General features: G+C 64.6%; 20 protein-coding genes and 2 tRNA genes. 12 read left to right on the top strand and 10 right to left on the bottom strand.

All coding sequences use genetic code 11. The annotated features are described in order from the left end of the window. Nucleotides 1-111: 111 nt before the first annotated feature. The 6 genes from tmk (at nt 112) to ACLH0K_RS03965 (ending at nt 5,058) form a co-directional block, all read left to right on the top strand. Nucleotides 112-810 (top strand): dTMP kinase, encoded by a 699-nt coding sequence (tmk, locus tag ACLH0K_RS03990; RefSeq protein WP_411375557.1) that lies wholly within the window; start codon nt 112-114, stop codon nt 808-810. Beyond that, nucleotides 807-1,970, top strand: coding sequence for a DNA polymerase III subunit delta' (locus tag ACLH0K_RS03985; RefSeq protein ID WP_411375556.1), 1,164 nt, complete (start codon nt 807-809; stop codon nt 1,968-1,970). The genes tmk and ACLH0K_RS03985 overlap by 4 nt, the downstream gene beginning before the upstream one ends. Beyond that, on the top strand, nt 1,967-3,532 hold the full coding sequence (locus ACLH0K_RS03980) for an alpha/beta hydrolase (protein WP_411375555.1): 1,566 nt from the start codon (nt 1,967-1,969) through the stop codon (nt 3,530-3,532). Before ACLH0K_RS03985 ends, ACLH0K_RS03980 begins: the two co-directional genes overlap by 4 nt. Before the next feature lie 104 nt (nt 3,533-3,636). Beyond that, nucleotides 3,637-3,709: transfer RNA gene (locus ACLH0K_RS03975), tRNA-Thr, on the top strand. A gap of 576 nt (nt 3,710-4,285) precedes the next feature. Beyond that, a complete protein-coding gene (locus tag ACLH0K_RS03970; RefSeq protein WP_411375554.1) occupies nt 4,286-4,453 on the top strand; it encodes a hypothetical protein in 168 nt (55 codons plus the stop codon). Beyond that, the gene (locus tag ACLH0K_RS03965; protein ID WP_411375553.1) at nt 4,453-5,058 is read left to right on the top strand and encodes a hypothetical protein; all 606 of its coding nucleotides are present in this window, start codon (nt 4,453-4,455) and stop codon (nt 5,056-5,058) included. The genes ACLH0K_RS03970 and ACLH0K_RS03965 overlap by 1 nt, the downstream gene beginning before the upstream one ends. Nucleotides 5,059-5,066: 8 nt before the next feature. Here the strand turns inward: ACLH0K_RS03965 and ACLH0K_RS03960 are convergent, their stop codons facing one another. Beyond that, entirely contained in the window at nt 5,067-5,654 is a 588-nt protein-coding gene (locus ACLH0K_RS03960) for an RBBP9/YdeN family alpha/beta hydrolase (protein ID WP_411375552.1), read from the bottom strand. Nucleotides 5,655-6,400: 746 nt separating this feature from the next. Between ACLH0K_RS03960 and ACLH0K_RS03955 the strand changes: the two genes are divergently transcribed. Then, a complete protein-coding gene (locus ACLH0K_RS03955; RefSeq protein WP_411375551.1) occupies nt 6,401-6,976 on the top strand; it encodes a hypothetical protein in 576 nt (191 codons plus the stop codon). Nucleotides 6,977-7,131: 155 nt separating this feature from the next. Then, a complete protein-coding gene (locus tag ACLH0K_RS03950) occupies nt 7,132-7,377 on the top strand; it encodes a hypothetical protein (RefSeq protein ID WP_411375550.1) in 246 nt (81 codons plus the stop codon). 21 nt (nt 7,378-7,398) lie between these two features. Here the strand turns inward: ACLH0K_RS03950 and ACLH0K_RS03945 are convergent, their stop codons facing one another. Next, nucleotides 7,399-8,454, bottom strand: a complete 1,056-nt coding sequence (locus ACLH0K_RS03945) for a DUF808 domain-containing protein (protein ID WP_411376398.1) — start codon at nt 8,452-8,454, stop codon at nt 7,399-7,401. Nucleotides 8,455-8,907: 453 nt separating this feature from the next. Next, nucleotides 8,908-9,396 (bottom strand): GNAT family N-acetyltransferase, encoded by a 489-nt coding sequence (locus tag ACLH0K_RS03940; protein ID WP_411375549.1) that lies wholly within the window; start codon nt 9,394-9,396, stop codon nt 8,908-8,910. Nucleotides 9,397-9,508: 112 nt separating this feature from the next. Here ACLH0K_RS03940 and ACLH0K_RS03935 point away from each other — a divergent pair, with 112 nt between their 5' ends. Together ACLH0K_RS03935 and ACLH0K_RS03930 are read left to right on the top strand one after the other, a co-directional pair. Beyond that, the gene (locus tag ACLH0K_RS03935) at nt 9,509-10,477 is read left to right on the top strand and encodes a hypothetical protein (RefSeq protein ID WP_411375548.1); all 969 of its coding nucleotides are present in this window, start codon (nt 9,509-9,511) and stop codon (nt 10,475-10,477) included. 38 nt (nt 10,478-10,515) lie between these two features. Continuing rightward, nucleotides 10,516-10,701, top strand: a complete 186-nt coding sequence (locus tag ACLH0K_RS03930) for a hypothetical protein (protein WP_411375547.1) — start codon at nt 10,516-10,518, stop codon at nt 10,699-10,701. A gap of 156 nt (nt 10,702-10,857) precedes the next feature. On the opposite strand, the gene ACLH0K_RS03925 is transcribed toward ACLH0K_RS03930, so the two are convergent. From ACLH0K_RS03925 to ACLH0K_RS03895, 7 genes are all read right to left on the bottom strand, one after another. After that, entirely contained in the window at nt 10,858-11,703 is an 846-nt protein-coding gene (locus tag ACLH0K_RS03925) for an aldo/keto reductase (RefSeq protein ID WP_411375546.1), read from the bottom strand. 107 nt (nt 11,704-11,810) lie between these two features. Further along, complete coding sequence (locus ACLH0K_RS03920; RefSeq protein WP_411375545.1) at nt 11,811-12,260, bottom strand: hypothetical protein; 450 nt, start codon at nt 12,258-12,260, stop codon at nt 11,811-11,813. An 8-nt stretch (nt 12,261-12,268) separates the two neighbouring features. Beyond that, entirely contained in the window at nt 12,269-12,898 is a 630-nt protein-coding gene (locus ACLH0K_RS03915; RefSeq protein WP_411375544.1) for a bacterial proteasome activator family protein, read from the bottom strand. Nucleotides 12,899-12,977: 79 nt separating this feature from the next. Continuing rightward, nucleotides 12,978-13,181 (bottom strand): YbdD/YjiX family protein, encoded by a 204-nt coding sequence (locus tag ACLH0K_RS03910; RefSeq protein WP_411375543.1) that lies wholly within the window; start codon nt 13,179-13,181, stop codon nt 12,978-12,980. Next, nucleotides 13,181-15,481, bottom strand: coding sequence for a carbon starvation CstA family protein (locus ACLH0K_RS03905; protein ID WP_411375541.1), 2,301 nt, complete (start codon nt 15,479-15,481; stop codon nt 13,181-13,183). The genes ACLH0K_RS03910 and ACLH0K_RS03905 overlap by 1 nt, the downstream gene beginning before the upstream one ends. Nucleotides 15,482-15,627: 146 nt before the next feature. Next, on the bottom strand, nt 15,628-16,236 hold the full coding sequence (locus tag ACLH0K_RS03900; RefSeq protein WP_411375540.1) for a PadR family transcriptional regulator: 609 nt from the start codon (nt 16,234-16,236) through the stop codon (nt 15,628-15,630). Between the two features lie 19 nt (nt 16,237-16,255). Further along, complete coding sequence (locus ACLH0K_RS03895) at nt 16,256-17,239, bottom strand: NAD(P)H-quinone oxidoreductase (RefSeq protein WP_411375539.1); 984 nt, start codon at nt 17,237-17,239, stop codon at nt 16,256-16,258. Between the two features lie 107 nt (nt 17,240-17,346). Between ACLH0K_RS03895 and ACLH0K_RS03890 the strand changes: the two genes are divergently transcribed. Beyond that, a tRNA-Ser gene (locus tag ACLH0K_RS03890) sits at nt 17,347-17,434 on the top strand. Between the two features lie 147 nt (nt 17,435-17,581). Continuing rightward, nucleotides 17,582-18,373 carry a VOC family protein gene (locus ACLH0K_RS03885; protein ID WP_411375538.1) on the top strand — a complete coding sequence of 264 codons (792 nt, stop codon included), beginning with the start codon at nt 17,582-17,584 and terminating at the stop codon, nt 18,371-18,373. Nucleotides 18,374-18,693 lie beyond the last annotated feature (320 nt).

The following is an 18,693-nucleotide window of genomic DNA, read 5'->3' as shown; positions in this document are numbered from 1 at the left end:
CGTACTGGTCCCGCCGACGACTGCCGGCAGCGGGCAAACGCGGATCGGAGACTGTCCACATATACATCTCCCGGATCAGGATCCCGGCTTCCGAATCGGTAGGGTAAAGGGGTGAGTAAACAGGGGCCCGGACTTTTCATCGCGTTTGAGGGCGGCGATGGTGCCGGCAAGTCGACGCAGGCAGCCCGGCTTGGAGAAGCGCTTGAAGCCCGGGGATTCACCGTACTTCGGACGCGTGAACCCGGCGGCACCCCGATTGGCGAGAAGCTGCGCTCCCTGGTTCTGGACCACGGCCATGGGCATATCGATGCCCGGACCGAAGCGCTGATCTTTGCCGCCTCCCGTGCGGCACTTGCTGCCCAGGTGATCCGCCCGGCGCTGGACCGGGGGGATATCGTCCTGACCGACCGCTATATCGATTCCTCTGTCGCCTACCAGGGCGCCGGGCGCGGCCTTGGTCAGGACGCGGTCCGGTCCCTGAACGAGTGGGCCACCTCCGACCTGCAGCCCCACCTCACCGTCCTGCTGGATGTGGACCCGGCCGTGGGGCGCCAGCGGCGGGCTGCCGGCGATGCCGCCGAAGACCGGCTGGAATCAGAGGCAGACGAATTCCACGGCAGGATTCGGGATGCATTCCTGGAACTGGCTGCGGCGCGCCCCGACTCCTACCTTGTATTGCCTGCGCACCTGCCGGTTGAGAGCTTGGCCGCGCAGATCCTCGGCCGGGTGGATTCGCTCCTTGTTGCGCAGGAGGCGGAATCTGTGGGCACCGCCCCTTCCGTTGGTGCCTCCGGCGGCGGTAACGCATGACTGTGTGGGATGATCTGCAGGGCCAGCCCGCCGTCGTCGAGCAACTGCGCCTGGCATCCCGGGGCGAAGGCCTGACGCACGCCTGGCTGTTCACCGGGCCGCCGGGTTCGGGGCGGTCCAACGCGGCCAAGGCCTTCGCGGCGGCATTGAACTGCGACCAGGAAGACGTGGACCGGCGCGGCTGCGGCCACTGCCAGGCGTGCCGGACCATCCTGGGTGAAACCCACTCGGACGTGACGTTCGTACGGACCGAGAAAGTCACCATCACCATCGACGAGGCCCGCGAGCTCGTGGCAACGGCCGGAAACCGGCCTTCATCCGCCCGCTGGCGGATTATCGTGGTCGAAGACGCCGACCGGATGGCCGAGCGGACCACCAACGTGCTCCTGAAGGCGATCGAGGAGCCGACGCCGCGGACTGTGTGGATGCTGTGCGCCCCCTCCCCCGCGGACGTGCTGGTCACCATCCGTTCACGGTGCCGCAGTATGGCGCTGCGGCTCCCTCCCGCCGCGGATGTCGCCGCCCTCCTGGTGAAGCGCGACGGCGTGGACCCGGCCCTGGCGGAGCAGGCCGCCCGGACGGCGCAAAGCCATGTCGGGATAGCCCGCCGCCTGGCCAGGGATGCTGCTGCACGCGAACGCCGCCTGGAGACCGTGAAATTCCCGCTGGGGCTCCGCGGCGTCACTGCGGCCGTCATGATGGCGGACAAGCTCGTGAAGATTGCTACTGCCGAGGCCGCCAGCTCGAACGAGGAGCGCGACGCAGCTGAGAAAGCCGCGCTGCTCGCCACGCTGGGCGCGCCGGAATCAGGCACCCTCCCCCCGGCCATGCGGAGCCAGGTGAAGCAGCTGGAGGAAGACCAGAAGCGCCGGGCAAAGCGTTCCATCACGGATTCCCTCGACCGCACCCTCACGGACCTGCTTTCGTTCTACCGCGACGTCCTGATTATCCAGCTTGGGAATGCTGTGGAGCTGGTAAACGTTGAGTTGAGGGGCGAACTGGAGGAGTTCGCCAGGCGCTCCACTCCGGAAGCCACTCTTGCCCGGATGGACGCCATCAACAAAGCCCGCGGACGAATCACCACCACCAACGTTGCCCCGCTGTTGGCCATTGAGTCCATGGCAGCCAGCCTGATCCAGCCTTCCAAGGAGACCCGATGACTGCCCGCCCCCTGCCCGCACGCCCCCGGTCCTTCACGGTCGGTGTCCGTGCCGCCGGCGCCTTGGTTCTGGCCATGGTCCTGGCCTCGTGCAGCCTCCTCAACGGCGGAGACCCCAACCAGGAGACCGCCACGGCAAAGGCGGATCCGTCCATCGTGGCGTCGGCCCCTGCCGGTCTGGAACGGTTCTACTCGCAGGAAGTGGTTTGGGAGCCGTGTGAGAGCCAATTCCAGTGTGCCAAGGTGACCGTGCCCATGGACTATGAGGCTCCAGCCGGCGAAACTATCGAGATTGCCGCGCTGCGGGCGCCCGCCACGGGCACAAGGACCGGCAGTTTGCTGGTCAACCCCGGCGGTCCCGGAGCATCCGGCTACGACTTTGTAAAAGACGCCGCGGCAACGCACTTTTCGCAGTCCGTCCGCGACGCCTACGACCTGGTGGGCTTCGATCCCCGCGGCGTAAAGCGCTCAGCTCCCGTCACCTGCCTGAGCGATGCGGAGCGGGACGAGGCGAGGGCACAGATCTACGACCTCGAAACAGATGCCGGGCTGGCAGCTGCGAGGGCCGACAACAAGGCGATCGCCGACCAGTGTGCCGAGAAGACAGGTGAAGTCCTGGGTCACATCGACACGGAGAGCGCCGCCAGGGACCTGGATGTCCTGCGCGCCGTGGTCAACGACACCAGGCTGAACTACCTTGGCTACTCCTACGGCACTCTCCTCGGGTCTACCTACGCCTCCCTGTTCCCCGACAACGTGGGACGCATGGTCCTGGACGGCGCCCTGGATCCCTCCATCAGCAACGAGGAACTGACCAGCGGCCAGGCCCGTGCTTTCGAGAAAGCCATCAGGGCATACGTCGCCAGCTGCCAGCAGCAGGAAAACTGTCCGCTCAGCGGCGATGTCCATTCCGGGGTTCAGCAGATCCGCGACCTCATTGCAGCGGTCCAGGAAACGCCGCGCACAGCCAAGGACGGACGCCTGGTCAACGCCACCATGTTCGTGAGCGGCCTTATCACGCCGCTCTACAACGACCAGAGCTGGCCGGCCCTGACCCAAGCGCTGGACGCTGCCATGACGGGTGATGTCAGCCTCATGCTGCGCCTTGCGGACCTTGGCGCTGACCGTGCATCCAACGGCTCCTACACATCCAACTCGACGTTTGCCTTCAACGCCATCAACTGCCTGGACTATCCGATGGAGTCCGATCCGGCAGCGATGCGGGCGGAGCAGCAGCGCCTGATGCAGGAATCGCCCACACTGGGCTACTTCTTCGCCTATGGCGGCACCAGCTGTTCCGACTGGCCCTACAAGAACGTCCGGACGCCCGGACCGGTCGAGTACACCGGTGAGTCCCCCATCGTCGTTATTGGCACTACCGGCGATCCCGCCACCCCGGTTGAATGGGCTGCCTCCCTGCGGAAGCAGCTGGGGAATGCCACCCTGATGACCTGGGAGGGCGAGGGGCACACCGCCTACGGACGGTCCAACAGCTGCCTTGAGGATCCGGTGGACCGGTACCTGCTGAACGGCGAAGTTCCCGCCGACAACACAGTGTGCTGAACGCCTCAACCACAGGGGGCGCCTCATTTTGACCGGGGCGCCGGGACTCTATTACAGTTGACTCTTGCATGAGGCGCCCGGTTCCGCCGGTGATTTCATGCAGTGCTTCCTTAGCTCAGTCGGTAGAGCGTTTCACTCGTAATGAAAAGGTCATCAGTTCGATTCTGATAGGAAGCTCGGGATAAACCCCGGACAGCCCTTGTTTCCAAGGGTTTCCGGGGTTTTTCGCTGGTTAAGCGGTGGGCACTAAACCTCTTGCCGGAGGCTATGGCGAGGTTATGAGCCTCACTGAATGGGCTGACGATCTCGCCTACACCCTCAAAAATTCAGGTCAAGGCATGGAGCAGATAACTCTGGCGTCAGTCAGAGACCCCAAAATTGACGAGCTCGTCCTGGATACCGCTCGCAGAACTGCAGCCCTTGCCGGATAGCCAGTCATCGAATTGTCAGCGGAGGATTTGCGATGAGTTGAGCCACTTCCAAGGCACGGCTACCTGATTATCAGGGTCGGGCAGACTGGCTCCCGAGGTACCTGTAGCCGTAGCCGGGTTTCAGCACTTGGTCGGCGACATTTGCAGAGGCACTACTGGTCGTGGGGGCACCAAAAGTCATCCAGGCACTACGGCGAGACCCTGCCCTTGGGTGGCTGAGTCGAATATATCCTCTAGACGTACTGAGTTCCAGTAGAGAGCGCCCCGGGCGCTACTGGGTCAGCTCGCGTAGCCTAAGGGCAACGACCAATGGGGGAAGTCCATGAACTTGAGTCCAGCCTTCAGCATTCTGGGCACACTGTACGCCGTCTTCACTATCGTGGTGGCCGGCCTGGCCGTGTACGCCCTGATCCTGGGCATAGTGTTCCTCCGGCTGCGGATCGCAGAGCTCAAGCGGACTGTGCCACCAAAGAATGGCCCGCTGCGCTGATGACCCGACCCAGGCCATGGACCTTCGCCGGGGTGTGCGTCATGGTGCCGGCACTAACGCTGATGCTGTACAACCTAGCCGATCCGGCGAAGCTGCTGCCCTGGTACGCGGCCACTTACCTGCTGATCGGGGCTTGCATCTTCGTACCGCTGGCTCTGACGAACCTTGGTTGGTGGTGTGGTGGCTGGTTGCTCGGACTGCCGGCCTGGGGATTGCTCCTGAGCCGATGGATGCCGGAGAACCCACTCCCGGCCGTGCAGGTGCTGAAATTCCTTGGGTTGTTATTGCTGGGCATGACGATCTACACGCTGAACATCATCTACCCGATTCCCAGCCTGGGCCTGTTCCTGCTCCCGATCATTCCCCTGGTCCGGCTGGCCTACCCTGAGTACCGGGCCAAAGCGCTGCAGGCGGCCGTGGAGGTTGTTCTGGCCGTGGCCGCCGTTGTGATTGCCTTTGCGATTCCCACCCCGGAAGGGTCATGGTCTTCGCCCTGGATCTACGCCGGCGGGGCCGCAACCGCAGGGCTGATGATCGCGTGGTGGGCCCGAGGACTCCCTCGCCGCAGCCGTCGTACCCGAGTCAACGACGGCGCTGTCGTCTAGGCGTTTCCTTAGCGCGACCGTAGTAGGTCGAGTACAGCTGGAAATTTTGTAACCCCATCTTTGGCCATGAAGTGTCCGGCTTCCGGGTGGACCTGCACGTGTGCGTTGAGGCGTTTAGCGAGCTCATCCGATGCTGTCGGCGGAACAAATGGGTCCGTCTCAGACCGGATCACTGTTCGTGATCGGATGCTTTTTGCCAGGCGTTCCACGTCAACTCCAGTTGAGAGGTAGCGGTCCAGTTCCGGCAACGACTCCAGCGGCTCAACGAAGCCTGCCACCAAGACGATGCCGCCCAACTCCCACGGTTCGGAAAGGGCGGCCAGTACGCGCAGAGCGGTGATTGCACCGAGGGAATGCGCAACTATCACCGTTCCCGCGTCCGGCACTCCTAGTGCTGCGCCGACAGCGTTCTCCCATGCTGTCGCTTCGGGAGCGTCTGGATCCGGGAGGGGAACGGCAGTGACACTAACGCCTTCAGCCTCCAGGGTGTTTTGAAGCCAAGGGAACCAGTGCGCGTCCGGCGCCGCCTCGTATCCGTGGACAATGATGACGCGCTGAAGGGCATGAGTCGGGCCGGCGGTCGTTTTATCGCTCATAAACAATGACCCTATGGCTTAGTAGCTGCCAGGAAGAAGAGGGCTTGCAACCCACCGCGATACTTGGAGGAGCGATCTCTGGTGGGTGAGTCGAGGCAGAATAATAAGCAATCCTAAGCATGCTTACTATAGATGAAGTCGATTAGGAGACGGCTGCATGGGGAAGCGGAAAGGGTGCGCTCAGTGAACGGGCGCACCTTTTCCGCGCCCCGATATCTTGGAGCTGCGCCGCAGTCATCCAGTCACACGTCCTAGACTTTCGCCATGCACCCCTTAGTGGCGATCAACCTGGTGTTCCTCGCTGTGCTTGCCTGGACGATCACCGTCCTGACCTTGCTGATTGCCCTGGCGAAATCCCCACCACCGGCACGGCCGGAGGGGCGAGCCGCGCGTTCGGGACGAGGAGACCAGAGCCGGTCTGATTAAGATTGCCTACGGGTTGCCATCTAGCTCCTCGCCTGTTTCCTTCGGCGACTGCAGCAGCCACGAGCGAAAAGTGATTGCCGGGAGGTTCGTGAATACTTCCACCGGCGAATGCCGCTAGTTCCTGGCGAAATAGGAAGCTCGGGATAAACCCCGGACAGCCCCTAATTTAGGGGTTTCAGGGGTTTTTCGCTGGTCAAGCGGTGGGCACGACCGGAGGACAGGGCGTACTTTGAGCATCCATTTGAGCGCTCCCTGCCTTTGAGCCTGCGATTCGGCTCCTGGCGATTGTTTTTGCCCGCGCCGTTGCCCAGTATGGAACCGTGGGAACGGAACCCCAGCGGCACTGGCACGCGCTTGCCCTGTGCCTGTTCATCCCCCTTGCCGGGACGTCCGGGTGCGTCTATGACTATCCTGAAACCGCGGACACGGTAACAGCCCGGCCTGTGGACAGTGCAGCAGCCGGGCGAACAACCGGTCCGGAACCGAAATCGGCTTCCGCACGCCCATACGACGATCAGCGGATCCTGGCCCGGGAGGCTGAGAACTACGCTGAGCTGGACCGACTCCTGAAGGCAGTACCGGGCCCGGCCCTCCTCACCGAGGTAGGTCCGCTGGATGGTCCCCTCAGGGGGTTCGGCACGATGGACAAGATAGAATCGGCCGGCGACTACACGGTCACCGCCGCCTGCGTCGGTGCTTCCGGTGCGACGGTGTCCGTTGGGCAGGAATTTCCGGGTGCCCCCTTCCAGCCCGTGGAGCTTACCCTGAATTGCACCGGCAGTACTTCACAGGTGATTTCACTTCAGCAAGGGTACGTTTTCGCCCATCTGCGGTTGCCCGGGCCGGGCGAGACCCCGTGGACAGGGGCGGTAGGCGGCGTCCGCCTGACCCGGTGAACGCGGCGCCCGGACGCTCGCCATTTTTGTCACGTTTGGACACCAGGGGCCGTTCGCCCAACCCCAAAATCATGAATGGGTAACGGGCCCAGCCGTGTCATTACGTGTTAGTAACCCTTGGAGCCACGGGCTCTGCCCCGTCCCTACACTTAGCCATGGACACGATTCCTGCGATGATCCTCATTTTCGGTGCCGCCCTCGTGTGGATCGGGCTGACGGTCTTTGCGGTCCTGCGGTTGCGCCGCCGCTGGAACGGTTCCTCGCTGGTGGCCTCAGCGCCCGGGAAGGCTGGTCCGGGAACCAGCCGTTCCCACGGCCCCTGGCGCCGCGGGGGGCGGCTGGCGGGACAGGTTACGCGCCGCCGTCATCGCAGGCTGCGGCTTAGGAAAGTCCGCGGGTGAAGTCCTGCACCCCGCCATTCCTTACTCGCTTTGCGGGCGTCGGGAATGCCGCTGGGCGGAGTCCGTCCCGGGTTCAACCGGGCGGTGACCGGCTACTGCCGCACGCACTTCCCCTTCTTCGTGTCCGCCCTTCTTCTTGCCGAACGGCAGCACCTTCAACAGCGGACCGACGATCGCCATGATGACAAGACCCCACACGATTCCCACAACGGCGGAGCACAATGTGTTGACGAGCCACGCCAGGAAGCCGCCCACCACCGCGATATCGGCGAAGGGATGCTCAAGGGCATGGACAAGGTCGTACGGACCGTGCCAACCGAGGTCGTAGGCTCCCTGCAGCATGATGTGGCCGCCCACCCACAGCATGGCGATGGTTCCGACGAGGGTTATTGCGGCCAGGACGGCAGGCATCCCCTTCACGAGCATCTCGCCTATGCGCTTTGAGCGTGCGGATTCCCTGGCTGCCAGATGCAGGCCGAAATCGTCCATCTTGACGATGAGTGCGACGGCGCCGTACACCGCCACCGTGATGACAAGAGCAACGACAACCAATATGAGGGCACGGGCCCACAGGTTCTCCTGGGCCACCTCGTTCATCGAGATGACCATAATCTCGCAGGAGAGGATGAAGTCCGTGGTGATGGCACCCTTGACGACCTTGGACTCCGCCTCCGGGCCCCGCTCGACTGCGGGGGCCTCATCCTCGTGCGCGTGGTGGCCGCCGCGGAGCTTGTGCCACACCTTCTCGGCGCCCTCGTAGCAGAGATAAGTGCCGCCCAGCATAAGGATGAACGGGATTGCCCATGGCGCGAATGCACTCACCAGCAGCAGGGCCGGCAGGATGATCAACAGCTTGTTACGCAGGGAGCCCCAGAAGATCCGCTTGATTATCGGCACTTCGCGGGACGGGTCGGCCCCGGAGACGTACTGCGGCGTAACGGCGGCGTCGTCAATCACCACACCCGCGGCTTTGGCCCCCGCCTTCGCGGCGCCGGCGGCGACATCATCTACGGAGGCCGCGGCTATGCGGGCGAGGGCTGCGACGTCGTCCAGCAGCGCGACCAGGCCGCCGCTCACTGCTCGCTCCCGCACTGTTCGAGGATTGACTGCTGGGCACGGAGACCATTGCTTAAGCACGTGATGGGCATGCTCAGATTATACGAGCCACCCCCCGGCGGCGCGGGAGGGCGGCAACATGCAAGCATGAACCGTGCACGTGAACATTTATGGGCCCGGGAGCGCACCTGCAGTTCTGCTCCTGCACGGCGGAAGTGTCTCCCCAGCCGGATGTGGGATCCGCTGGCCGGGAGCCTGGCTGGCCGGTACCGCCTGATCATTCCCGATCTTCCGGGACACGGGTGGGCTCGTGAAACAGCCAGCAGCGGCGATCAGCGCAGCCCGGCCGGGCAGCATGCTTAAAACACTGGACGGGTGCGGGCATGGCATACCCTTCGAAAAACCGGAATGGTTCGCCCGGCGCGTCCAGGCCTGGTTGTCGAGCAGCCAGGTTAGGGGCCGCCAAGACAGGCACTAATGCCCCTCGCCCAGGCGCCGTTCCATCACTACCCGCGGCCAGGCACTCAAGCCCTGTGCTGCCTCCACCCGGACCAGCGTTCGGATTCCTTCCGGCCGGGCCGCCTCCGGGACAACCACGAACCCCAGGCGTTCGTAGTACGGCCTGTTCCAGGGGACATCACGGAAGGTCGTCAAGGTCAGTGCCGCGCTTCCCTCCCCCGCAGCCCACGAGGCAACTTCTTCGATCAGCCGTCCGCCGATCCCCCGGCGCGCAAAGCCTGGATGGACGGTAACTTGTGCGATGTGGGCATCGCCGTCAATCCAGTCAACAAGGATGTACCCGACCGGCCCATCTGCTTCGTCCGTATAAACCCAGCAGCGTCCGGCGTCGATGTAGTCGCATAAGTCCTTGGAACCAGGCGGTTCGGCATCGGCGATCGCATCCATCCCTACCATCCGGAAGGCCTCGCCGGCGAGGACTTCAACCTCCTGCAGGCGTTGCACGTCCTTGCCTCTGCCGCTCCTCAACACACCCTCAGTCAAGCACGTTCGGCAACGGCAGCACCCGCTTTGGATGGGCGGAAAGCTGCCGCCCTGCCCGCCTATGATGGCGGACATGGACGAGCAGGCCCTGGCAGACATCGCGAGCGGGCTGTATGCCGCGCCCCTTGAGGACTTCGTAACGGCGAGGACAACAGCGGCAAAGGAAGCTGCCGGGCAGGACAAGGAGCTCGGTATGGCCGTGAAGGCCCTGCCCAAGCCCTCCGTGGCGGCCTGGGCGGTCAACATGCTGGCCCTGCACCAGCCGGACGTCCTTGCCGGCCTTGCGGACCTCGGCGCCAGGATGCGTGACGCACAAGCCTCACTTGATGCCCCTGCCCTCCGCGAGCTGGGACGAGAGCGCCGCACCATGCTGTCCGCCGCCGTCGACACTGTCCGTACAGTTGTCCAGGAGCAGGGCAGGACCATCAGCGACACCATTGCAAACGATGTGGAGGAGACCCTCCGGGCCATGACGGCCGACGAAGGGGCGGCAGCGGCTGTCCGCAGCGGGCGCCTCCTGAAAACGCTGTCGGCGGACGGGGTGAGCACCGCCGATTTGGAGGGAGCCGTAGCAGTTCCCGGCGTCCTGCCTGCGGCAGTTCCCGCCGCTCCCCCGGCCCGGAAGCCAGCACCGGACAAGAAGCAGCGTACGACGACGGCCCGCACCTCCGAGGCCAAGGCAGCCAAGCCGCGGCTCGAGGCAGTCAGGCAAGCGCCCCGTCCTGTCTCACTGCCGGCCCTTGAAAAGGCCAAAACGGCCTTGGCGGAGGCGCAGGAAGAAGAAGCCCGGACCAGCGGCCTTGCGCAGGAACTGCAGGAACAGGTGGACGAAACGCAAAGCGAGATTGCCGCCCTGGTTGAGGAAACAGCAGAACTCCGGAACCGGCTGAAGAGTGCGGAAGAGCAGCTCGACCGGGCGAGGAAAAGGCTGGCAGCGACTGCTGCCGAGGCGAAACAGGCGGCCCGGGCAGCCGATAAAGCGGGACGGACAGCCATGCTTGCCCAGGAGAGGGTCCTGCGGCTGGGCAACACGCGTGGCTGATTCCGGGAATTGTCAGAGCCCGGTTGCAGACTGGATGTATGGAAAACCAGACGGTACAGGAATTTCACGTCACGTACTTCGATGCGGACTGCGGCCGGTCCCGGGCGGAGGTCTTCGACACCATGGCCGAGGCGCAGCGATTCGCCAACAGGCACTGCCACGGCGAGGACAGCTGGGTTGTCATTGACGCCGTTACGGCGGAACCGGCCCGGATCGCTGCCTGACCCCGAGCGGCGGCCGCTTGGCCGAAACACGGCGGCTTAAATGACGAGCGGCGGCCGCTTGGCCGAAACACGGCGGCTTAAATGACGGAACCCGCACTGCCCTAAAGGGAGTGCGGGTTCCGCGTCCGCTTATTCGCGCAGACGGCTTCGCCTGGCTTAGGCGAAGTCGGAAATTGCAGGGTCAGCCCCGATGCGGCCTTCACCGCTGGCGGTGCGGTCCAGCGCGTCAATCGCTTCGATGTCCTCGGCGTCCAGGGACACCTCCAGCGCCGCGAAGTTCTCGCGGATCCGCGACTCGGTCACGGACTTGGGGATCACCACGTTGCCGATGGCCAGGTGCCAGGCGATGATGACCTGCGCGGGAGTCGCCTGGTGCTTAGCGGCGATGCGCGCCACCGTGGCGTCCTCGAGGAGTTCGCCGCCCTGGCCCAGGGGTGACCAGGCCTGGGTAAGGATGCCCTTGGAAGCACCGAATTCGCGCAGCTCGCGCTGGTTGAAGTACGGGTGCAGTTCAATCTGGTGGATGGCGGGAACCACACCGGTCTCGTCGATCAGGCGCTGCAGGCCTTCGACGGTGAAGTTCGAAACACCAATGGACTTCACCCGGCCGCGCTTCTGAAGCTCGATCAGCGCCTTCCAGGTATCCACATACTTGTCCTGCTTGGGCTGCATCCAGTGGATCAGGTACAGGTCCAGCGTCTCGAGTCCAAGCCTATCCATGGACTCTTCGAAGGCCGCCAGCGTGGACTCGTAGCCCTGGTCCGCGTTCCACAGCTTGGTCGTGATGAAGATTTCTTCCGGCGAGAGCCCGGAACTGGCGATGGCACGTCCCACGCCGGCCTCATTGCCGTAGATCTTGGCGGTGTCGATGTGGCGGTAGCCTGCTTCAAAGGCCTGGCGGACCACCTTCTCCGCCACGTTGTCCTCAACCTGCCACACGCCGTAGCCAAGCTGAGGAATCGTATTTCCGTCATTGAACGTCAGTGAAGGTGAAAGAGTCATTCCTTCATCCTGCCAAATGCCTGGTCCGGCCAAAGGCATAAAGCGCCGATGTCAGCCAGGCGCGTAACGCCAAAAAAGCGGGCGTCGACGGGAATAAACCAGCAGGGTCAGGACGCGGCCTCATGCAGATGCCGCTCGGCGTCGGCCACTTGCTGGAACACGGCCTCGGCACGGCGCCGCACAGAGGCCGCCCCTACCGGCACGGGCCCGACGGCGAGCCGCAGCATAGCGGCCGCTTCGGCCGTGGTGGCCAGGGAGTTTCCGGCCTTGGACAGCGCACGGTGGACTCCCGACAGAGCGGCCGGGATATCCAGGCCCTCGCTGGGCGAGCGCCGCTGCGCTTCCACGCAGACGGCCCTCACGCGTTCGAGGAGCAGTGCCAGGTCATTGGCTATCTCCACCAGCTCCTCGTACAGCTGGTCATCCTCAACGCCTTCCAGCACCTGGTGGAAGCGGTCCAGTCCCCGATGGAAGCGGTCGTGCGCGCGCCGCCACAGCCCCTTCCCCAGTTCCGCATCATCCTTGCGCCCCTGCCTCGCGGCGCTGAAAAAGCCCAAGCGAAAGCCTACAAATACTGTCCGGGACCGTGGTCCGGGTCGTCCCGGCGGCCTGGCTGCACGGGTGTCCCGGGCCGGGGACCGGCCGAAGCGCGCTGCGGCTCGCCGTTTTCCCCGATCACTACTCCGGGAGCAATCATTGTGCCAGGCGGGAGCTGGCGCAGCTGCTGCTGCACCACCGCATGCTCGCGTGCCGCATGCTGGGCAGCGATGGCGGTCTGGATTCCGTGGAACAGGCCTTCGAGCCAGCCCACCAGCTGTGCCTGCGCAATACGCAGCTCCGCATCGGAGGGGGTGGCCTCATCGGAGAATGGAAGGCTAATCCGGTTCAGTTCCTCCACAAGCTCCGGAGCAAGGCCGTCTTCCAGCTCCTTGATGGAGCGCTCGTGGATTTCAGCCAGCCTGCCCCGGGCGGCATCATCCAGCGGGGCAGACTTCACCTCTTCCAGGAGCTGCCGGATCATTGTGCCAATCCGCATCACCTTGGCAGGTTCGTCCACAAGGTCCTGCAGGTTGCTGCCCTTCTTGGCACCGTCCGCGCGGGACGGCTGTGCAGGCACGGGCGCCTGGCTGTCATCGATGGGAGTGCCTTCTACCGGGAGGTCCTCAGCTGCCTGAGTGGGGTTCGGATCGCTCATGCGTTCATACTCTCATGAGCGATCCGCCCGGGGTCCACTCGATGAACCTCCCTGACGCGCTTGTCCGCTGCAGGCAAAATCAGCAGCACCGTCCCTGCGGGTTGCTGTCCTGCCGGTCGGTCCGGTCACGCCAGAATTCCCGTTCCGTCAGCGGCGGTTCCCGGTGCCCGGCCTGGCGGTGGTGCTCCAGGTACTTTGCATAGGCGTCGGCACCCAGGACCCCGCCCAGGTACCGCGCGAAGCCTTTGAACCCGGTGGAAAGGGCTGCGAGTCCGGCGCTCATCAGTGGTGGCCTGCGCGCTCGAACCGGAGATCGGCGGGGACCTTCTCCCATTCAGCCAGCAGCTCCCGCTCGGCCGGTGTCGGGACCAGCCCGGACGGGGCGAAGACCCGCGACGGCCTCGCCGGATCCTCATTGTCCTTGGTGGCGACCCCGGCCGCCCGGGCCCGGAACGCCCTCACGGTGGCGAGTACCGCCGTCGCAATCACGATGATGCTCAGGACCACGAAGATCACGGACAGCCAGCCCTGGATGGCGGTGTTGCGTACCACGGCTTCCATGGCGGTCGCGGTCCTGGCCGTGCCGAATTCGGTCTTGCCCTCGGCCAGGGCCTTGCTGAACGCGGCGTTGTTGGCGAAATACCCCACGGCGGGGACCGGGGAGAAGATCTTCTGGTAGCTGGCGGTGATGGTGACCACCGCGGCGAACGCCAGCGGCAGCGCAACGATCCACAGGTACTTGAAGGTCCCGCGCTTGGCCACGATTGCCAGGCACACGGACAGGGCGATGGCCGCGAGGAGCTGGTTCGCGATGCCGAACAGCGGGAACAGCGTGTTGATGCCGCCAAGCGGGTCGGTGACGCCCATCAGCAGCACCGCGCCCCAGGCGGCGACCATGATCGCAGTGCAAAGCCACGCACCCGGCCGCCAGGAGTGTTCCTTGAACTTGGGGACGAAGTTGCCGATCGAGTCCTGCAGCATGAACCGGGCCACGCGGGTGCCGGCATCCACCGCGGTGAGGATGAACAGGGCCTCGAACATAATGGCGAAGTGGTACCAGAACGCCATCATGGCGGTTCCGCCGATGAACTGCTGCATGATGTGCGCCAGGCCAAGGGCGAGGGTGGGGGCGCCGCCGGTGCGGGACACGATGCTTTCCTCACCCACGTTTTCAGCGGTCTGCGACAGCAGGTCCGGGCTGATGTTCACGCCGGTCAGGCCCAGGCTGTTCACCCACGTGGCGGCCGTTTCCACGGTGCCGCCGGTCAGCGCGGCCGGCGCGTTCATCGCGAAGTACAGTCCGCGGTCAATGGAAATCGCGGCGACCAGCGCCATGATGGCCACGAAGGATTCCATCAGCATGCCGCCATAGCCGATGAAGCGGGTCTGGCGTTCCTTCTCCACAAGCTTCGGCGTGGTGCCCGAGGAAATCAGGGCATGGAAACCGGACAGGGCGCCGCAGGCGATAGTGACGAACAGGAACGGGAACAGCGCGCCGGGGAACACCGGACCGTTCTCCCGACTGGCGAACTCGCTGAACGCCGGAACGTTGATCTCCGGGCGGACCGCGATGATGGCCACAGCGAGCATCACGATCACGCCGATCTTCATGAATGTGGACAGGTAGTCCCGGGGTGCCAGGAGCAGCCACACCGGCAGGATGGCCGCGATAAAGCCGTAGATGATGATGCCCCACGCAATGGTCACCCGGTCAAGGGTGAAGATGTCCGCGCCCCAGGGGGTTTCGGCCACGATGCCGCCGCCGATGATCGCCGCCATCAGCAGCACAAAACCGATGATGGACACTTCCATGACCTTGCCGGGTCGCAGGTAGCGCAGGTAGACGCCCATAAACAGGGCGATGGGGATGGTCATGCCAACGGAGAACACGCCCCAGGGGCTTTCACCCAGGGCATTGACGACGACGAGCGCAAGGATGGCGACGATGATCACCATGATCAGGAGCGTGGCAATCAGTGCGGCGGTGCCGCCGACAACGCCGAGCTCCTCGCGGGCCATCTGCCCGAGCGAGCGGCCGCCGCGGCGCATCGAGAAGAACATCACCAGGTAGTCCTGCACCGCACCGGCCAGGACGACGCCGACGATGATCCAGATGGTGCCGGGCAAGTAGCCCATCTGCGCTGCGAGCACCGGACCCACGAGCGGACCGGCCCCGGCGATGGCCGCGAAGTGGTGGCCGAACAGGACGTTCCGGTCAGTCCGGACGTAGTCCTTGCCGTCCGCCTTGTACTCGGCGGGAGTTGCCCTGCGGTCATCGGGTTTGGTGATGTACCGCTCAATCACCTTGGAGTAGAACCGGTAAGCGATCAGGTACGTGCACACCGAGGCAAACACGAACCACATCGCGTTGACGGTCTCCCCGCGGATCACCGCGAGCATGAACCACGCCACGCCGCCCAGCAGCGCGATCGCAGCCCAGAGCGCGATCTTACCGGGCGTCCATTTCCTTTCTTCTGCCTCCCGGACGTCTTCGTCCACGGCTGCAGGGGGAAGGACCGGATCTGTGGCCACAGCACCCTCCCTCCGGGATGAACCATTCCGACGTTCAGGCGTTTCGGCCATGTCTCCTCCTTGAGATGGGTGCGGGTGTCCCCCTTACTAAGGCACCTTACCAACGCCGGATTCCAATGGGGATGGGTTTTGCTGCCCACCCATCGGCCGTGCGGTAAACGGCAAGCCGGCAGCGCCGAGCGACGCCGTCCGGCTGCTCACCTGCGGCTGTCCGCGTTGAGCGGTGCGGCGGCTTCCGGAACCCCGTTGACCGTCTTGCGGGCCGGGTTTGTCCCCGCCGACTGGGCCTGCTGGACCATCCTGGCCTCGCAGAGGTCCAGCCAGCGGACCTCTGCTTCCGTCTGGAAAATGAGTGAATCGAGGACAAGGAGCCAGGCGGTGTCGCCGCTGCGCTGGCCGGCGGCAGTATCGCGGCGGGCCTTCGTATAGTGCTGCAATGCCCTGATGGAAGCCACGCGCTGGGCCTGGATGATTGCCTGCACGTCGACTCCCGGCAGGGTGACGGCGAGCGCCAGCTTGATGGCCAGTTCGTTCCGTGGCGGGTTGTTGCGTTCCACGGTTGCGGCGAACCATCCCTGCACCTCGGCTCGGCCCTCGTCAGTGATGCTGTAGATGACGTGGCCCTCGCCGTCGTCACCCTTCCTGGCCACCAGCCCGTCCCGCTCCAACCTGTCAAGTGTGGTGTACACCTGGCCGATATTCAACGGCCAGGTTGACCCTGTCCGGTTCTCGAACTCGACCCGCAACTGGTAGCCGTAACGCGGCTGGTCCTGGAGCAGGGCGAGGAGGCTGTGGCGGATGGACATGCTGCTCCTTTGGTCTGTCTTACATGAGCAGGAGGATCTTGCCCACGTGGTCTCCGCTGTCGAAGTAGCGGTGCGCGGCCTGGACCTGGTCCAGCGGGAAGGTCTTGGCGACCAGGGGGCGGATGCGTCCGTCGCTGACCAGGGGCCATACGGCGTCCCGGACGGCATTCATGATGGCGCCCTTTTCTTCCACCGGGCGCGGCCGGAGCGCGGTGGCCACCACCGCGGCCCGCTTCTTCAGGAGCTGGCCCAGATCGAGCTCGCCTTTGGTACCGCCCTGCAACCCGATGACCACCAGCCGCCCGTAGTCAGCCAGCGCGTCCACGTTCTGCGACAGGTACTTGGCACCAACGACGTCGAGGATCACGTCCGCGCCGTGTCCGCCGTTTTGCCGGCGAAGGCTCTCGGCGAAGTCCTCCTCCGTGTAGTTGATGGCAATATCTGCCCCAAGGAAGGCTTTAGCGGTGCTGACTTTCTCATCCGTGCCTGCTGTGGCGGCCACCTTGGCGCCGTAGGCCTTGGCAAGCTGGATGGCCATGGTGCCGATGCCGCCCGTAGCGCCGTGGATCAAAACTGTCTCCCCCGGCTGCAGCTGGGCTGTCATGACCAGGTTGGAGTAAACCGTAGCGGACACCTCGGGGAGCGAAGCCGCCGTCACCAGGTCCACGCCTTCCGGGACCCGCAGCACCTGCTCGGCCGGCACCGCCACCTGCTGGGCGTATCCGCCGCCGGCAAGGAGCGCCACCACCTTGTCGCCAAGCGAAAAAGCCTTGCTGACTCCCGGGCCAAAGCCGGCGATCCGGCCCGACACCTCCAGCCCCGGGATGTCGGAGGCACCGGCGGGCGGCGGGTAGAAGCCACGCCGCTGCTGTACGTCCGCGCGGTTCAGGCCCGCGGCCACGACGTCGATCAGCACCTCGCCGGGACCGGGCACCGGCACCTCGGCCTCGCGGACCTCCAGGACCTCCGGGCCGCCCGGTTCCGAAATGTAGACGGCTTTCATGGACCACTCCCGTTCCTGACTGAATACTGCCTGCAACCAGTGTGCCCCGTACGTGCCCGGGGCCCTGTTTTGTTGCAGGCAAGTGCCTATGAAACACTACTAGTTGAGGAAGGTTGTCCGAGCGGCCGAAGGAGCTGGTCTTGAAAACCAGTGTGCGGTAACCCCGTACCAAGAGTTCGAATCTCTTACCTTCCGCGCAGAAATCCCCTGTCCGCCTGCTGGCCGGCAGGGGATTTTTCGTATGCCGGCACCTCTTGAAAGTGTCAGACCCTCTCAATAGGGTCGGGGTGTTCCATCCCCAAGGCCACCACAGCCTGCCGCGCATACCAAGAGGAGACCGCCATGCCCAGCCCTGTACCCACCCCCGGCGCACCCTGCTGGATCGACCTGGTGTCTACGGACGTTGCGGCAGCCCGGCGCTTCTACGGCGAACTCTTCGGCTGGGACTACGAGACCGGCGACGAGGAAAAGTACGGCGGTTACGTGACCGCCCGGAAGAACGGCAAGCAGGTTGCAGGGCTTCTGCAAAAGGACGAGACCCAGGCTGGCGTGCCGGATGCCTGGTCAACCTACCTTCGGGTGGACGACGCTTCGGCCACCGCGAAGGCGGTGGAAACCCACGGCGGGCAGGTCCACATGCCGCCTACGGAGGTCCCGGACCAGGGGCATATGGCTATCTTCGGTGACGCCACCGGCGCGGTCGTCGGCGCCTGGCAACCCCGGGAAATGCTGGGCTACGAACTCGTCGGGGAGCCGGGAACTGCCGCGTGGCACGAACTCCACGCCAAGGACTACGCCGCGGCCGTCAAGTTTTACCAGGATGTGTTCGGCTGGGAGACCGAAGTCATGAGCGATGCCCCCGACTTCCGTTACACCACAATGGGCTCGGGCACGACTGCCCAGGCCGGGATCATGGACGCCTCAGGCTACCTGCCCGCGGAGATCCCGTCGCACTGGCAGGTCTACTTTGCGGTGGAGGACACGGACGCCACCGTGGAACGGGCCACAGCCATGGGCGCAAAGCTGCAGGACGGCCCCTCCGACACCGACTTCGGGAGGGTGGCACAATTGGCGGATCCCACCGGCGCAATCTTCAGGGTCATTGCAGGACCGGCGGACGAACAAACCACCTGAACCGCCCTACGTTGCCCGAGGCAGCCGCACCGGAAAAATTTCTGACTACCGGCCGTAGCCCAAGGCTACCGGCCGGTAGTCTTTGTGATGGCCGGCATACTCCCAGAAGCCTGCATGCCGCCATCTCCATCGATAGCGTCACTGGAACCGGGCTACGGGGGCTCCGGGCCGGTGGGCAGCACGTTCGCTGGGGAGCGTCCCGCCGAATGCACGCACTAGCCACCTTGCGTTCATTCAACGCTGTTGTGATGTGCCGGAACACCACTTGACCAGGAGCAGGATCCGGGCCACCTGTCCGTTGGTACAACCCGGGCACACTC

The organism is Arthrobacter sp. MPF02 (assembly GCF_046605375.1).
GTDB lineage: Bacteria > Actinomycetota > Actinomycetes > Actinomycetales > Micrococcaceae > Arthrobacter.
This window is presented reverse-complemented; position numbering and strand designations above follow the sequence as displayed.

Bases quoted from the DNA above. Each gene is read 5' to 3' on its own strand.
- ACLH0K_RS03900 (WP_411375540.1), bottom strand. From the start codon at position 16,236: ATGTCCATCCGCCACAGCCTCCTCGCCCTGCTCCAGGACCAGCCGCGT.
- ACLH0K_RS03930 (WP_411375547.1), top strand. From the start codon at position 10,516: ATGGAAAACCAGACGGTACAGGAATTTCACGTCACGTACTTCGATGCG.
- ACLH0K_RS03935 (WP_411375548.1), top strand. From the start codon at position 9,509: ATGGACGAGCAGGCCCTGGCAGACATCGCGAGCGGGCTGTATGCCGCG.
- ACLH0K_RS03960 (WP_411375552.1), bottom strand. From the start codon at position 5,654: ATGAGCGATAAAACGACCGCCGGCCCGACTCATGCCCTTCAGCGCGTC.
- ACLH0K_RS03950 (WP_411375550.1), top strand. From the start codon at position 7,132: ATGGACACGATTCCTGCGATGATCCTCATTTTCGGTGCCGCCCTCGTG.
- ACLH0K_RS03980 (WP_411375555.1), top strand. From the start codon at position 1,967: ATGACTGCCCGCCCCCTGCCCGCACGCCCCCGGTCCTTCACGGTCGGT.
- ACLH0K_RS03895 (WP_411375539.1), bottom strand. From the start codon at position 17,239: ATGAAAGCCGTCTACATTTCGGAACCGGGCGGCCCGGAGGTCCTGGAG.
- ACLH0K_RS03915 (WP_411375544.1), bottom strand. From the start codon at position 12,898: ATGAGCGATCCGAACCCCACTCAGGCAGCTGAGGACCTCCCGGTAGAA.
- ACLH0K_RS03985 (WP_411375556.1), top strand. From the start codon at position 807: ATGACTGTGTGGGATGATCTGCAGGGCCAGCCCGCCGTCGTCGAGCAA.
- ACLH0K_RS03970 (WP_411375554.1), top strand. From the start codon at position 4,286: ATGAACTTGAGTCCAGCCTTCAGCATTCTGGGCACACTGTACGCCGTC.
- ACLH0K_RS03905 (WP_411375541.1), bottom strand. From the start codon at position 15,481: ATGGCCGAAACGCCTGAACGTCGGAATGGTTCATCCCGGAGGGAGGGT.
- ACLH0K_RS03925 (WP_411375546.1), bottom strand. From the start codon at position 11,703: ATGACTCTTTCACCTTCACTGACGTTCAATGACGGAAATACGATTCCT.
- ACLH0K_RS03885 (WP_411375538.1), top strand. From the start codon at position 17,582: ATGCCCAGCCCTGTACCCACCCCCGGCGCACCCTGCTGGATCGACCTG.
- ACLH0K_RS03910 (WP_411375543.1), bottom strand. From the start codon at position 13,181: ATGAGCGCCGGACTCGCAGCCCTTTCCACCGGGTTCAAAGGCTTCGCG.
- ACLH0K_RS03965 (WP_411375553.1), top strand. From the start codon at position 4,453: ATGACCCGACCCAGGCCATGGACCTTCGCCGGGGTGTGCGTCATGGTG.